13 protein-coding genes and 1 tRNA gene are annotated in these 14,503 nt (G+C 53.3%); 13 read left to right on the top strand and 1 reads right to left on the bottom strand.

Annotation, left to right across the window (positions count from 1 at the left end):
* Window positions 1-51: 51 nt before the first annotated feature.
* The 7 genes from tig (at window position 52) to G482_RS0103220 (ending at window position 8,338) form a co-directional block, all read left to right on the top strand.
* The gene (tig, locus tag G482_RS0103190; protein WP_028448815.1) at window positions 52-1,353 is read left to right on the top strand and encodes a trigger factor; all 1,302 of its coding nucleotides are present in this window, start codon (window positions 52-54) and stop codon (window positions 1,351-1,353) included.
* A 28-nt stretch (window positions 1,354-1,381) separates the two neighbouring features.
* The gene (gene clpP / locus G482_RS0103195; protein WP_034618664.1) at window positions 1,382-2,011 is read left to right on the top strand and encodes an ATP-dependent Clp endopeptidase proteolytic subunit ClpP; all 630 of its coding nucleotides are present in this window, start codon (window positions 1,382-1,384) and stop codon (window positions 2,009-2,011) included.
* A gap of 83 nt (window positions 2,012-2,094) precedes the next feature.
* A complete protein-coding gene (clpX, locus tag G482_RS0103200; RefSeq protein WP_028448817.1) occupies window positions 2,095-3,363 on the top strand; it encodes an ATP-dependent Clp protease ATP-binding subunit ClpX in 1,269 nt (422 codons plus the stop codon).
* Between the two features lie 125 nt (window positions 3,364-3,488).
* The gene (gene lon, locus G482_RS0103205; RefSeq protein ID WP_028448818.1) at window positions 3,489-5,903 is read left to right on the top strand and encodes an endopeptidase La; all 2,415 of its coding nucleotides are present in this window, start codon (window positions 3,489-3,491) and stop codon (window positions 5,901-5,903) included.
* Window positions 5,904-5,987: 84 nt separating this feature from the next.
* The gene (locus G482_RS0103210; RefSeq protein ID WP_028448819.1) at window positions 5,988-6,260 is read left to right on the top strand and encodes an HU family DNA-binding protein; all 273 of its coding nucleotides are present in this window, start codon (window positions 5,988-5,990) and stop codon (window positions 6,258-6,260) included.
* Window positions 6,261-6,299: 39 nt separating this feature from the next.
* Window positions 6,300-6,376, top strand: a tRNA-Asp gene (locus G482_RS0103215).
* Window positions 6,377-6,499: 123 nt separating this feature from the next.
* Entirely contained in the window at window positions 6,500-8,338 is a 1,839-nt protein-coding gene (locus G482_RS0103220) for a SurA N-terminal domain-containing protein (protein WP_028448820.1), read from the top strand.
* 24 nt (window positions 8,339-8,362) lie between these two features.
* On the opposite strand, the gene G482_RS0103225 is transcribed toward G482_RS0103220, so the two are convergent.
* Window positions 8,363-9,163, bottom strand: coding sequence for an enoyl-CoA hydratase-related protein (locus G482_RS0103225; protein WP_028448821.1), 801 nt, complete (start codon window positions 9,161-9,163; stop codon window positions 8,363-8,365).
* 215 nt (window positions 9,164-9,378) lie between these two features.
* Between G482_RS0103225 and G482_RS0103235 the strand changes: the two genes are divergently transcribed.
* The 6 genes from G482_RS0103235 (at window position 9,379) to G482_RS0103260 (ending at window position 14,476) form a co-directional block, all read left to right on the top strand.
* Window positions 9,379-9,759 (top strand): DUF4870 domain-containing protein, encoded by a 381-nt coding sequence (locus G482_RS0103235; protein ID WP_028448822.1) that lies wholly within the window; start codon window positions 9,379-9,381, stop codon window positions 9,757-9,759.
* A complete protein-coding gene (locus tag G482_RS0103240) occupies window positions 9,759-10,589 on the top strand; it encodes a dienelactone hydrolase family protein (RefSeq protein ID WP_028448823.1) in 831 nt (276 codons plus the stop codon). The genes G482_RS0103235 and G482_RS0103240 overlap by 1 nt, the downstream gene beginning before the upstream one ends.
* 92 nt (window positions 10,590-10,681) lie before the next feature.
* Entirely contained in the window at window positions 10,682-11,581 is a 900-nt protein-coding gene (locus G482_RS0103245; protein ID WP_051258678.1) for a D-hexose-6-phosphate mutarotase, read from the top strand.
* A 60-nt stretch (window positions 11,582-11,641) separates the two neighbouring features.
* Entirely contained in the window at window positions 11,642-13,165 is a 1,524-nt protein-coding gene (ubiD, locus tag G482_RS0103250) for a 4-hydroxy-3-polyprenylbenzoate decarboxylase (protein WP_028448825.1), read from the top strand.
* A gap of 60 nt (window positions 13,166-13,225) precedes the next feature.
* Window positions 13,226-14,068, top strand: a complete 843-nt coding sequence (locus tag G482_RS0103255; RefSeq protein WP_034618666.1) for a CheR family methyltransferase — start codon at window positions 13,226-13,228, stop codon at window positions 14,066-14,068.
* A gap of 9 nt (window positions 14,069-14,077) precedes the next feature.
* Window positions 14,078-14,476, top strand: coding sequence for a VOC family protein (locus G482_RS0103260; RefSeq protein ID WP_028448827.1), 399 nt, complete (start codon window positions 14,078-14,080; stop codon window positions 14,474-14,476).
* Window positions 14,477-14,503: the final 27 nt, after the last annotated feature.

Consider the following 14,503-nt stretch of genomic DNA (forward strand, 5'->3'; position numbering starts at 1 on the left):
CAAGTCTATGCCGGGTGGTTCCATCCGGAGCACCTGTGAGGATTACTGGTCATGCAAGCACAACTGGAAACTCTGAGCACGCTAGAGCGTCGCCTGTCTATTTCAGTACCACGCGACGAAATCAGCAAACAAGTTGACGCCCGCCTCAAGCGCGTTGCTAAAACTGCCAAGATCGACGGCTTCCGTCCAGGCAAAGCACCGCTGAAAGTGGTTTTCCAGAATTACGGTTTCCGTATTCAGGAAGAAGTGCTGGGTGAAACCGTTGAGCGTTCATTTGGTCAAGCCGTGGTTGAGCAAAACCTGCAAGTAGCAGGCTACCCACGCTTCGAGCCTAAAGAGGGCACTGAAGGCGGCGATTTCGAATTCGTAGCGACTTTCGAAGTATATCCAGAAGTGAAGCTGGGGGATTTGAGCGGTGTTGAGCTGCAAAAGCCAACCCTGACTGTGAGCGATGCTGAAGTCGACAAAACCGTTGATATCCTGCGTAGCCAACGTACCCGTTACGAGCGCGTAGAGCGTGCTGCTGCTGAAGGTGATCGCGTAATCATCGACTTCAAAGGCGCGATTGATGGCGTTGAGTTTGCTGGCGGTGCCGCTGAAAACTATGCCTTCCTGATCGGTAAAGGTCAGATGCTGCCAGAATTCGAAGCTGGTGTAGTGGGCATGAAAGAAGGCGAGAGCAAAGACGTTACTGTGAACTTCCCAGCGGAATACCACGGTAAAGATGTAGCTGGTAAAACAGCAGTATTTGCCATCACGGTGAAAAACGTGGCTGCGGCCCAACTGCCAGAAGTAGATGCTGAATTTGCGAAGAGCCTGGGCATTGCTGATGGCGATGTGGCTAAAATGCGCGAAGAAGTGAAAGCCAATCTGGAGCGTGAAGTACGTTTCCGTCTGAAAGCCCGCGTGAAAGAAACAGCGCTGAGTGCCGTGATTGATGCGACGCCAATCGAATTGCCAAAATCACTGGTATCAATGGAGATCGGCCGTCTGGTTGAAGGTGCGCAAGCGGATATGCAAGCGCGCGGCATCGATCCAAAAATGGTGCCATTCAACCCAGCTTTGTTTGAAGCCCAAGCTAAACGCCGCGTGCATCTTGGCCTGACTCTGTCTGAGCTGGTGAAAGCTGAAAAGCTGGAAGCTAAGCCAGAGCAAGTGAAAGCCATCGTTGAAGATCTGGCGCAAAACTACGAAGATCCATCTGAAGTGGTGGCTTGGTACTACGCGAGCCCAGAGCGTCTGGCTGCACCAACCAATATGGCGCTGGAAGACAACGTAGTTGACTTCGTGCTTTCAAAAGCCAAAGTTACAGAGCAAGCAATTGCATTTGACGAGTTGATGGGTCAGCAATAAGCTTGATCTTTCTGTCTAGTCTGTGGAGATGTCATTGATGGATTTTGATCCGCACAATATTGGCTTGGTGCCGATGGTCGTGGAACAAAGCGGCCGAGGTGAGCGCGCCTACGATATCTATTCGCGTTTGCTCAAAGAGCGGGTGATCTTTTTGGTGGGCCCGGTCAATGATCAGATGGCGAATCTGATCGTGGCACAGCTGCTGTTCCTCGAGTCAGAAAATCCAGACAAGGACATCTCGCTCTATATCAATTCGCCAGGTGGCTCGGTAACCGCCGGGATGGCCATTTACGACACCATGAAGTTCATCAAGCCTGATGTTTCGACTTTGTGTGTGGGTATGGCGGCCTCGATGGGCGCATTCTTGCTGTCGGGTGGTGCAAAGGGTAAGCGTTTCTCGCTGCCTAATTCTCGAATCATGATTCACCAGCCACTGATTGGTGGTTTGGCAGGGCAAGCTTCCGATATCGAGATTCATGCCCGTGAATTGCTGAAGACCAAACGGACTTTGAATGAATTGCTGGCTGAGCATACCGGCCAGAATCTCGAAACGATCGAGCGCGATACGGATCGAGATAACTTCATGAATGCTGAAGAAGCCAAAGCCTACGGCCTCGTGGATCAGGTACTGGTTTCACGAGCCGCGCTGGCAGGTTAACCAGTAAGTCAGACCCTAAAAGGCCGCCAGCACCCCTGGCGGCTTTTGTTTCTCTGAATGAATTAACGCGGAATTGGCTGTCTATGTCAGATAAATCCAACGATAAACTCCTGTATTGCTCGTTCTGCGGCAAAAGCCAGCATGAAGTGCAAAAACTGATCGCCGGCCCACAAGTTTTTATCTGCAACGAGTGTATCGAGCTTTGCACGGATGTAATCCGCGAAGAAGCTGCGCAGGTGACCGAGCTTGAGCCAACCACGCCAAATGGCAAACGTTTGCCACTGCCGACCGAAATTCGCGATGTGCTCGATCAGTATGTGGTCGGCCAAGAGCGCGCCAAGAAAATCCTCGCCGTGGCGGTGTATAACCACTACAAACGCCTTTCAACCAAAGGGGTTGCCGGTGATGAAGTGGAGCTGGCCAAATCCAATATTCTGCTGATTGGCCCAACTGGCTCAGGTAAAACCCTGCTGGCGCAGACCCTGGCTAAAACGCTGGATGTGCCGTTTGTGATTGCCGATGCCACTACGCTCACCGAAGCGGGCTATGTGGGTGAGGACGTTGAGCACATCATCGCCAAACTGTTGGCGCAATGCGATTACGACGTTGAGAAAGCGCAGCGCGGCATCGTTTATCTGGATGAAGTCGACAAAATTGCCCGCAAATCAGAAAACCCATCGATCACCCGCGATGTATCTGGTGAGGGCGTGCAGCAGGCCTTGCTGAAGCTCGTTGAAGGTACTGTCGCTTCGGTGCCGCCACATGGTGGCCGCAAGCATCCGAATCAGGATATGCCAAAGGTGGATACCACCAATATCTTGTTCATTTGTGGCGGTGCGTTTGAAGGACTGGACAAGATCATTCGCAATCGCTCGGTGAAGGGCGGTATTGGTTTTGGGGCTGAGGTAAATAGCAAGGACGATAGCAAATCAATTGGTGCACTGCTGCACGAAGTGGAGCCCGATGATCTGATTCGCTTTGGTTTGATTCCTGAGTTTGTTGGTCGTCTGCCAGTAGTGGCCACCTTGGCCGAGCTCGATGAAGCTGCACTGATTTCAATTCTGACTGAGCCGAAAAATGCCCTGATCAAACAGTACCAAAAACTGTTCGCGATGGAAGAAGTCGAGCTGGATATCGGCGCTGAAGCCTTGCTTGCCATTGCCCGCAAGGCGATGGAGCGTAAAACCGGAGCGCGCGGCTTGCGCTCGATTGTCGAGCAAACGCTCTTGGATACCATGTTTGAGCTGCCGGCGATGGAAGGTGTAGCTAAAGTGGTAGTTACCCCGGAAGTGATTGCTGGAAAAGCCCAGCCTGAATACGTGCCGGTTGCGGCTGATTCTGCTGCAGTTTAATTCCTAAGCTAGACACCCAGCCTGTGCATGCATCAGGCTGGGTGTATCTATTTTGTGGCGGGTGATTGAATAAACGCCCAAGAAGCCACATATTGAGTCTTATATCCCTGACTAGGTCATAAAACATGTCCGAGCATTCATTACTGCCTTCAGAAACGACTTCATTCCCTGTGTTGCCTTTGCGGGATGTGGTGGTGTTTCCGCATATGGTGATTCCACTGTTTGTGGGACGCCCCAAATCGATCAAGGCACTCGAAGCTGCCATGGATTCTGGTAAGCATATTCTGTTGGTGGCACAGAAAAACGCCGCCAAAGACGAGCCAACCTTTGCGGACGTTTATCCGATTGGTACCGTCGCCACGGTATTGCAATTGCTTAAGCTGCCAGATGGTACGGTGAAAGTGCTGGTTGAAGGGGTGCAGCGTGCCAAAGTGCTGGAGCTGGTTGACGACGACGGCTATTACCGCGTGGTGGCGATTCCGCAAGAGCCAGCTGCAGAAGACAGCAATGAAACCGAGGCCATGCGCCGCACCTTGCTGGGGCAATTCGATCAATACGTCAAACTGAATAAAAAAATCCCGCCTGAGATTTTGTCATCGTTGGCTGGGATTGATACCGCGGGCCGTTTGGCCGATACCGTCGCTGCACATTTGCCCCTTAGGCTGGAGCAAAAGCAAGCCGTGCTGGAGATGGAAGATGTTGCCGAACGCATGGATCATCTGCTGAAGCAACTCGAAGCTGAGCTGGATATTCTGCAGGTGGAAAAACGCATCCGTGGGCGAGTCAAACGCCAGATGGAGAAAAGCCAGCGCGAGTATTACCTCAATGAGCAGGTCAAGGCCATTCAGAAAGAGCTGGGTGAGCTTGATGAGAGCGCGGATCTGGATGAGCTGGAAAAACGCATCAAAGCCGCGGGTATGAGCAAAGAAGCGCGCGAAAAGACTGAAGGCGAGTTGAAAAAACTGCGCATGATGTCGCCTATGTCGGCTGAAGCGACGGTGGTGCGCAATTACATCGATACCATTCTGGCATTGCCTTGGAAGAAAAAAACCAAGATCAGCAAAGACCTGACCGAAGCTGAAACCGTGCTGGATGCAGATCACTATGGTCTGGAAAAAGTAAAAGAGCGCATTGTTGAGTATCTGGCGGTACAGACCCGCGTTGAAAAGCTTAAAGGTCCGATACTGTGCTTGGTTGGGCCACCAGGGGTGGGGAAAACCTCGCTGGGGGAGAGCATCGCGCGCTCGACAAACCGTAAATTCGTGCGTATGGCGCTGGGTGGGGTACGAGATGAAGCGGAAATCCGCGGGCATCGTCGCACTTACATTGGCTCTATGCCCGGCAAAATTTTGCAAAGCATGACCAAGGTGGGCGTGAAAAACCCGCTGTTCTTGCTGGATGAGGTGGACAAACTGGGTAGTGATTTCCGTGGTGACCCATCTGCGGCGCTATTGGAAGTATTGGACCCTGAGCAAAACCATTCGTTTAGCGACCACTACCTCGAGGTTGATTATGACCTCTCGGATGTGATGTTTGTTGCCACCGCCAATTCGCTCAATATCCCGGCTCCGCTGCTGGATCGGATGGAAATCATCCGTCTTTCGGGTTACACCGAGGATGAAAAAGTGAACATCGCGCTGAAGTACCTGGTGCCCAAGCAGATGAAGAATAACGGCGTGAAAGAGGGCGAACTGCAGATTAGTGAATCGGCCGTGCGCGACATTATCCGCTATTACACTCGTGAAGCCGGTGTGCGTAGCTTGGATCGTGAAGTAGCCAAGATTTGTCGTAAGGTAGTAACGGCTTTGCTACTGAAGCCAAGCGACAAAAAGATCGTGGTGAATGCCAAAAACCTGGAGAAATACCTAGGCGTGCGGCGTTTTGACTTTGGGATGGCCGAACAGCAAAACCAAATCGGTCAGGTGACGGGCTTGGCCTGGACTGAGGTCGGTGGTGAATTGCTCACGATCGAGACGGTGAAATTGCCGGGCAAAGGCAAGATGATCCAAACCGGTAAGCTCGGTGATGTGATGCAGGAATCGATCCAGGCTGCACTCTCGGTCGTGCGTTCACGAGCGGTAAGCTTGGGGATTGATCCCGAGTTCTACCAGAAAAATGATATGCATATCCACTTGCCTGAAGGCGCTACACCAAAAGATGGCCCATCGGCGGGTATAGCCATCGCGACGGCGCTGACATCGGTGTTGACGGGTATACCCGTGCGTTGTGATGTGGCCATGACCGGTGAAATTACGCTGCGCGGCGAGGTATTGCCTATCGGTGGCCTAAAGGAAAAACTGCTGGCAGCGCACCGTGGTGGCATCAAACACGTGCTGATTCCGGATGGAAATGCCAAAGACCTGAGTGAAATCCCTGATAACGTGAAACGAGGGCTTGCTATTCACCCCGTCAAGTGGTTTGATGAGGTGCTCAGCTATGCGCTGGAGCGACTGCCAGAAGCAGCGCCAGCCAGTACTGCCGGGGAAGAATCCTTGCCGGTAGCAAGCGTTGATACAAACCAACACAGCGTCAAGCATTGATTGACACTGATTTTGCGGTCTTGATATAAACATTAAGCAATCTACCAACCGGATTGGTCTAATCAAAATTGAAAGGGGATGTAAGTGAATAAATCGGAACTCATCGACGCAATCGCTGAATCAGCTGGCCTGTCAAAAGCCGCAGCTGGTAAAGCGCTGGATGCAACCGTAGAAGCGATCTCCAACGCGCTCAAAAGTGGTCAAGAAGTGACGCTGGTTGGTTTTGGTTCTTTCTATGTATCAGAGCGCGAAGAGCGCACTGGTCGTAACCCACGCACTGGCGAATCAATCAAGATCGCTGCGGCGAAACAGCCAAAATTCCGCGCTGGTAAATCACTGAAAGACGCGGTGCAGTAATTTTGTAGTCTGCAGTCGTCACAATGACAGACTCGCCAAGGAGTGGTAGTTCAGTTGGTTAGAATACCGGCCTGTCACGCCGGGGGTCGCGGGTTCGAGCCCCGTCCACTCCGCCAAAGCTTTAGGGCAAACACACTGTGTTTGCCCTTTTGTTTTCCTGCCAATCATTGCTTCTCTTACAGACAGGCTGCAAGCAATCTGGCATGATATGCCGCATGTAAAGCAGGAGTCGGTCTTCCATGTTTGATTTTGTACACAATAATAAAACCGCCGTGCAGGTGATCTTGGGGATGATCTCCGTAGGTTTGGTGGTTGGGATTGGTTTTAGCGGTTATGAAGCGATGAGCCAAGGCGATAACTACTTGGCGAAGGTCGGTAAAACACCGATTACTCAGCGTGAATTGGCCGAGGCCATTGGTAATCAAGCGATTCCCAATGAAATGAAGCCTATGGTCGTTGAGCAACTCGTTCGCCAACATTTGCTCAGTGAGCAAGCCAACAAGCTGCGCCTCACTGTGCCGGATGCGGTATTGCGCGATGCGATTGCTGCAATTCCTGCTTTCCAGGTCGATGGCAAGTTTGACGCCAAACGCTATCAAGAATTGCTGGCCTCGCAGCAAATGTCGCCAGCCCAGTTTGAAGAGAAAGTCAAAAAAGATCTGGTACTGCGCCAATTGATGGATGGCTTGATGCAGACTGGCTTTGCCTCGAATGCCCAACTGCAACGCTTGAATCAGCTGATGGGCGAAAAGCGTGAAGTCAACCAAGTCGTTTTGGCGCCCGCACAATATCTGGCTCAGGCGACAGCATCTGGCGCTGAGATCAAGCAATACTACGATAGCAACCTGGCCAAGTTTAAAGCCCCTGAGCAAGTTAAGCTGGAGTACGTGATTCTGTCGCAGAGTGATCTGGCGGCCACGCAAGCCGTGAGCGAAGAAGAAATCCAGAAATACTTCGAGGCGCACAAATCTGAATTGGCCAAAGAAGAGCGCAAAGTCAGCCATATCCTGCTGAATGCCCCGAAGGACATGAAGGCTGATGAAAAAGCCAAAGTACGCCAGCAGGCTGAACAAATTTTGGCCGAACTCAAAGCCAATCCAGCCCGCTTTGCTGAATTAGCCAAAGCCAAATCGCAAGACCCAGGCTCGGCTGCGAATGGTGGTGATTTGGGCTTTTTTGCGCGCGGTGCGATGGTAAAACCGTTTGAAGAAGCGGCTTTCAAACTGCAAAAGGGCCAACTCAGTGGCGTGGTTGAGACCGAGTTTGGCTTCCATATTTTGAAGCTGGATGATATCAAGGGCGCTACGCTGGCTGATCTGAAGCCTACGATCGAAAACAAGCTGAAAATGGACAAAGCCCAAGCCGCGTTCCAAGTGCAATCGGAGAAGTTTGGTGAACTGGTTTACCAGCAAGCCGATAGCCTCGAGCCGGTGGCCGATGAGCTCAAACTCAAGATCGAGAAAAGTGATTGGCTGAGCCGTGAAGCGAGCAAAGACGAAGGCTTGAAAAACCCGAAACTGCTGGAAGCGATTTTCAGTGATGATGTGCTGAAGAAAAAGCACAATTCAGAAGCCATTGAACTGGCCAATGGCAAGCTGATTTCGGCTCGGGTGGTCGAGCACAAACCTGCGCAAACTCAGCCTTTGGCCGATGTGAGTGCCCAGATCGCTGCGCAACTGAAAAACGAAAAGGCGCTGAAACTGGCGGCGGCTGATGGTCAGGCCAAACTCAAAGCGCTGCAAGCTGGCCAAGAGGTGGCGCTGGCCTGGGGCGAGGTGCAGCAGTTTAGCCGCTTGGCAGCACCTGGCGTGGCGGAAGCTGATCTGAAGGCGATCTTTAAGGTGGATGGCAATCAAAAGCCAGCCTTCGTCGGTGCGGCAGTACCGGGTAAAGGTTATGTGCTGTATAAAGTGGGCAAAACCATCGCTGCACCTGAGCTCAGCCCGCAGAACAAATTCCAGCTCGATGAAAATCTGGCCCGTATGTATGGTCAGGTTGAGATGAATGCGTATTTGGAAGCGCTGAAGAAAGAAATCAGCGTGAAATACAGCAAGCAATTCAGCAAAGCCGCCGAGTAATTGGCCGCTGACAAAAAACCCGGCCTAGGCCGGGTTTTTTATTGCCCAAGCGGGTGTACTGGCTTGAAGATAAGCGCGAATCCCCTCTACCGCTTCTTCATGGCTGCGGATGTGGGCCATACGGTGTGCCGTATCAGAAATCATGGCGTCATCAATCGGGCGATGCTCCACCGACGTTATCAAGCGCTTGCAAGCCGTGAGGGCATGCGGACTATTGCGCAAAATATGCGCACACCATTGTTCTACTTGCTGATGTGCTGTCGCATGATCAGGATGTACCTCATGGATTAATCCGATGCGCTGCGCTGCCTTGCCGTCAAACTGCTCACCGGTGAGAAAAAACCGTCGTGCTGCGCTACTGCCGATTTTGTTGATCAGATAGGGCCCGTAGACGGCCGGGATTAAGCCTAGGCGGGCATCTGGTACCGCAAAACGACTGCGGGCTGTGGCCACGATCAGGTCGCAACAGGCGATCAGACCGCAGCCGAGGCCAATGGCTGGCCCATCGACCAGCGCTATAGTCGGAAAGGGCAGGCGATCAAGGATGCGCAGCAGGCGGGCAATATTCAGGGCGTCTTCAAAATTATGATCGGCACTGGCGCTACACCCTTGGGCGATCCAGTGTTCATCGGTTCCGGCGCAAAAATGCTGCGGGCCACCGCTCAAGATCAGCACCCGGGCTCGTTCATTTTGCCCTAGCGCGGTCAGGGTGGCGCTGAGCTCGGCGACCATAATTTCATTAATGGCATGACAGACTTCTGGCCGTTTGAGTTGCAGGCGAATTACGCCGAATTCGTCCATCGCACAGTCGATTGTGTCACTCATGACCATCCCCGCTTGGTAATCTGTGGCATTTGTTGCATTGCAACCATGGCTTGCATAGCCGGTTTAGTGCATATCCTTGGTTTTTGCCAGTGCGCTGCGGATGATTGGCGCGAATGAAGTGAAATTAAAGCGCTGGCTGATTGAGCATGACAGCTCAGGCGCGTAGAATTGAGCCCCTTGTGCAAGCCTTTGCCATTCCTTCCCGAGACTTCTGCATGCAAGAGTACATCCCGCATGATGCGCCAAGCAGCGATTCACGTAATTTGGCTGTGTTGATTTATATCCTCACCATTTTCTGCCCCTTACTGCCCGGCTTGGTGGGTTTTATCGCGAAAAAAGATGATCGTTTTGTGCTGAGTGCTGCGCGTGAAACACTGAATTGGTCGATTTGTTTTCTGCTAGGCTCGGCGGCAATTTCGGTGCTGAATGGCGTGCTGTTGTTTATTCCGATTCTGGGCTGGCTGCTCATGGGGATCTTGTGGCTGGCGGTGGGCGCCTATTATCTGCTTGGCGTGGTGGGCTGCGTGCTGGGGGCAATGAATGCCAGCAAAGGGCTTGAGCATCGTTTTCCCTTTATTGTGCGATTGATTTCCTGATGAAATTGGCTGGTTTGGCCCTTGGCCTGCTCTGTGGCGCTGCGCAAGCGGCGTCCGTAGCGATCCCTTATGGTAACGGTAAACTCAAAGCTGAATTTCAGGCTGCCAATCGCTATGGTGCTCCGGCCGTCATTATTTTGCACGGCTGTGGTGGTCTGCTGAATAAAGAAGGTGATATTGGGCTGCGCTATGAGCGCATCGCGAGCCAGCTGCAGGAACTGGATTTTGCGGTGCTGATCCCGCAGGCAAAAGCCAAACTTAGCTGTCAGCCCCAGCAGTTGGCCCGGCAGAAAGCGGCGATGAATGCGCGCGCTAACGAGTTGGCGGCCGCGATTAGCTGGCTAAAAAAACGTCCGCAGATCGATGCCAAGCGCATTGCCGTGGTGGCGTGGGATCAGGGCGCCACGGCGACACTGGCGCTGCTGAATCGTAAATCGCCGGGTATTCGCTCGGCCGCCTTATTTTATCCCGCCTGCAAGCCATTACTGGGGAGGGAGTATCGGGTCGCGGCGCCAACACTGCTATTGGCCGGCGAACACGATAATCTTACTCCGAGCGCCCATTGCAGCGAGCTGGCGCAAGCTTCAGGGCAAAGCCTCTTTCACGTGGTGACCTACCCGGGCGTGCGGCATGATTTTGACCTTAACCCCGAGCAGGCAAGCCGTGAGGCCTTGAATCTGCCGCGTAATCATTTAGCCCTAGATGTCTTGGCCGACCCTGAGGCGGCCAGCGATGCCTGGCGGCGTACCTTTAAATGGCTCTCGCGCTGGTTTGATCCGGAACGAAGTATCGAGGGCGTGCCGCCGCGCAATTTGCCGGTGCCACATTAAGCCTTGATCCGACGCAGTAAATTATCCGCAACCGCTGTAAGCCCAGCCTAGATTGCTTTAAAATAAGCCCAGCTTAACGAGGAAGTAGCCCCATGAATGCATCTGATTTCACCGCTGTGCTGGCCAATGTAACCGGTGTTGCCGTTATCCCTTCTGCCGATCTATTTGATCATCACGGCGATGGTTTGCCGCTGGTCACCATTGAGAACGAACTGGGGCGTGCTACTTTGGCACTGCAAGGTGCGCATCTGCTGTCGTTTATCCCGGCTGGCGGTAAAGAGTTGCTGTGGGTGTCGCCACTGGCGAAATTCGCCGACGACAAAGCCGTACGTGGGGGAATTCCGCTGTGTATGCCTTGGTTTGGTGGCCATCCGGCCGGTTTGCCATCGCATGGCTTTGCCCGCACCATGGATTGGACTCTCGCCAGTGCCGAACAGCTGGCCAACGGTGCAACCCGAGTGGTGCTGACTCTGGCGCATACTGCTGAAACCCTGCAGCAATGGCCGCATGAATTTAAATTCGAGCTGCAAGTGGATGTAGGCACTGAACTCACACTGACTTTGCGGGTCGATAACCTGAGCAATACCCCGGCACCGTTTACCTACGCTTTCCATACCTACTTTAATGTCGCGGACTATACCCAGTCGCCGATTCATGGGCTGGAGAATCTGACCTACATCGATACGCTTGGTGAAGTGCGCCGCCTTAAGCAAGAAGGTGTCTTGCAACTGAGTGGTAGTACTGATCGGGTGTATCTGGATGTGCCAGCGGTGCAAACGATTGTTGATGGCGACCGTTCGATCCAAATTACCAGCAGCGCGCATAGCGCCGTGGTGTGGAACCCGGGTGAATACGCGGTGCAGATGGCCGATGTGGGCGCCAATATGCAAGGCTTTGTCTGTGTTGAACGCGGTGATGTCTTTGATAATGCGCTTGAAATAGCTGCCGGCGCGCGCTTTACCAGTACCATGACGCTGGCCGAAGTGCGCTAAACCCGCCGCATTTGCCGCTCAACGCCCGCTGGTCCGGGCGTTTTTTTTGCAGGAAATTTCATGAAATATCGTGATTTACGTGATTTCATCCAGCAGCTGGAAGCGCAGGGTGAATTGAAACGGGTGCAGCTGCCAGTCTCGCCCAAATTAGAAATGACCGAGCTTTGTGACCGTATCTTGCGCCAAGGCGGGCCAGCGCTATTGTTCGAGAATATACCTGGCTACCGTATGCCGGTGCTCGGCAATTTATTCGGCACGCCACGGCGTGTTGCACTCGGCATGGGCGCGCAAGACACCAGTGCGCTGCGCGAAATTGGCCAAACGCTGGCTTATCTTAAAGAGCCTGAACCACCCAAAGGTCTGAAAGATGCGTGGGAGAAGCTGCCGCTGTTGAAGCAAGTGCTCAATATGGCGCCGAAAGAAGTGCGCAAAGGCATTTGCCAAGAAGTCATTATCGAAGGCCCCGATGTCGATCTGGGGCAGATTCCGATCCAGCATTGCTGGCCGGGCGATGTGGCGCCGCTGATTACCTGGGGCTTGGTGGTCACTCGTGGGCCAAATAAAAAACGGCAGAATCTGGGCATTTATCGCCAGCAGGTGATAGCCAAAAACCAAGTGATTATGCGCTGGCTGGCGCATCGCGGCGGTGCGCTGGATTTTCGCGAGCATGCCAAGCAAAACCCGGGCAAGCCGTATCCGGTGGCCGTAGTGCTGGGCTGCGATCCAGCAACGATCTTGGGCGCGGTAACGCCCGTACCCGATACGCTCAGTGAATATCAGTTTGCCGGCTTGTTGCGCGGTAGTAAGACCGAGTTGGTGCAGTGTATTGGCTCAGACCTGCAAGTGCCAGCCACGGCCGAAATTGTGCTCGAAGGCATGTTGAAACCCTGCGACACAGGCTATAGCGGTGTGTCTGAGCATGGCGTGCCGCTAAAAGAAGTGAATGGCTTTCTGCATGCGCTGGAAGGCCCGTATGGCGACCATACCGGCTACTACAACGAGCAGGATTGGTTTCCGGTCTTTGAGGTGGAGCGCATCACCAGCCGCCCCGATCCGATTTACCACAGCACCTACACCGGCAAACCACCGGATGAGCCCGCGATTTTAGGCGTGGCGCTGAACGAAGTGTTTGTGCCGATCTTGCAAAAGCAATTTCCCGAAATCGTCGATTTTTATCTGCCGCCCGAAGGTTGCAGCTATCGGATGGCGATTGTGTCGATCAAAAAACAATATCCGGGTCATGCCAAACGGGTGATGTTTGGTGTGTGGTCGTTCTTGCGCCAGTTTATGTACACCAAATACATCGTGATCGTGGATGATGATGTGGATTGCCGCGATTGGAAAGAAGTGATCTGGGCGATTACCACGCGGATGGATCCGGTGCGCGATACTACGCTAGTGGAGCATACACCGATTGATTATCTGGATTTCGCCAGCCCCATTTCTGGCTTGGGTGGCAAGATGGGCTTGGATGCGACCAATAAGCTGCCGGGTGAAACCAGTCGCGAGTGGGGCCGGGTGATTGAGCGTGATCCGGCCGCCGTGGCGCGGATTGATGCGATCTGGCGTGATCTCAAGCTGTAAGCGGGCTGGACATTTGAGTTTGGTCTATTCTGTAATCATTGCGTGAACCTAGGGCTTGCCATGTTGCCACTTCATCGAGAATTTGAATTTACCCATGCCGACTTCGAAAAGGTGCGCAAATTAATTTACAACTATGCCGGTATCGCGCTCTCCGAATCCAAGCACGATATGGTGTATGGGCGCTTGGCCAAACGGTTGCGCGCGCTGAATCTGAAAACCTTTCAGCAATACCTGCAGGTACTGGAAAAGGGTGACCCGAAAGAATTGGAGCTGTTTACCAATTCCATGACCACCAATCTCACCTCGTTTTTCCGCGAGGCGCATCATTTTGAGATTTTGAATCGCTACCTAAAAAGCCAAAAGCCCGGCGGTACCTTCAATATCTGGTGTTCTGCTTCCAGCACCGGCGAAGAGCCCTATTCGCTGGCGATTACTGCCTGTGAAGCCTTCGATAGCTTGCGCCCACCGGTCAAAATTTTCGCCACTGATCTGGATACCAATGTGCTGGAAGTTGGGCGGCAGGGTATTTATGCCGCGGAAGAAGTGCGCAAAATGGGCGCGCCGCGCGTTAGCCGCTTTTTTACCCAGCTAAGCGATGGCCGTTTTCAGCTCAAGCCGGAATTGCGTGAAATGATCACCTTCCGCCGCCTGAATCTGATCGAGCCCAATTGGTCGATTCGCGGCCCATTGGATGCCATTTTCTGCCGGAATGTGATGATTTATTTCGACAAAGACACCCAGTTTAAGATCCTGCAGCGCTTCGCGCCGCTCTTGAAACCGGAAGGTCTGCTGTATGTGGGGCACTCGGAAAATCTCTACCACGCTGCCGAGTTCTTCAAATTGCAGGGCAAAACGGTGTACGAACTCGCCAAAAAGCCAGCCGCGCCGGCAGGCCGCTTCTAAATTCGGCTGATGGAAGCGAGGCTGAGTTTTGTCACCCTGGGGGTCGCCGACTTGGCGATTGCGGTTTCCTTTTACCGCGATACTTTGGGCTTGACTCCCAAGCGCATACTGCCTGAAGTGGCTTTTTTTATGCTAGGCCCTGTGTGTTTGGCGCTGTACCCAACTGAGCTCTTGGCCGCCGATGCGGGCGTGCCGGCGGCAGGGCAAGGGTTTCGCGGTGTGGCGCTGGCTCACAATGTGCGCAGCCCAGCCGAAGTGGATGCATTACTGGCGCAAGCCGCCGCCGGCGGTGGGCAGCTGAGCAAACCCGGGCAAGCCACCAGCTGGGGCGGCTACGCGGGCTATTTTGCCGATCCGGACGGGCATTTATGGGAAGTGGCGTGGAATCCTGACTTTCCGTTGGATTAAGCTGGGCAGCGATGGGGTGCCGCACAA

This window comes from Chitinibacter tainanensis DSM 15459, from assembly GCF_000429785.1.
GTDB lineage: Bacteria > Pseudomonadota > Gammaproteobacteria > Burkholderiales > Chitinibacteraceae > Chitinibacter > Chitinibacter tainanensis.

Coding starts and splice junctions, on each gene's coding strand:
- clpX (WP_028448817.1), top strand. CDS start 2,095: ATGTCAGATAAATCCAACGATAAACTCCTGTATTGCTCGTTCTGCGGC.
- clpP (WP_034618664.1), top strand. CDS start 1,382: ATGTCATTGATGGATTTTGATCCGCACAATATTGGCTTGGTGCCGATG.
- G482_RS0103260 (WP_028448827.1), top strand. CDS start 14,078: ATGGAAGCGAGGCTGAGTTTTGTCACCCTGGGGGTCGCCGACTTGGCG.
- tig (WP_028448815.1), top strand. CDS start 52: ATGCAAGCACAACTGGAAACTCTGAGCACGCTAGAGCGTCGCCTGTCT.
- G482_RS0103240 (WP_028448823.1), top strand. CDS start 9,759: ATGAAATTGGCTGGTTTGGCCCTTGGCCTGCTCTGTGGCGCTGCGCAA.
- ubiD (WP_028448825.1), top strand. CDS start 11,642: ATGAAATATCGTGATTTACGTGATTTCATCCAGCAGCTGGAAGCGCAG.
- G482_RS0103225 (WP_028448821.1), bottom strand. CDS start 9,163: ATGAGTGACACAATCGACTGTGCGATGGACGAATTCGGCGTAATTCGC.
- G482_RS0103245 (WP_051258678.1), top strand. CDS start 10,682: ATGAATGCATCTGATTTCACCGCTGTGCTGGCCAATGTAACCGGTGTT.
- G482_RS0103220 (WP_028448820.1), top strand. CDS start 6,500: ATGTTTGATTTTGTACACAATAATAAAACCGCCGTGCAGGTGATCTTG.
- G482_RS0103255 (WP_034618666.1), top strand. CDS start 13,226: ATGTTGCCACTTCATCGAGAATTTGAATTTACCCATGCCGACTTCGAA.
- lon (WP_028448818.1), top strand. CDS start 3,489: ATGTCCGAGCATTCATTACTGCCTTCAGAAACGACTTCATTCCCTGTG.
- G482_RS0103235 (WP_028448822.1), top strand. CDS start 9,379: ATGCAAGAGTACATCCCGCATGATGCGCCAAGCAGCGATTCACGTAAT.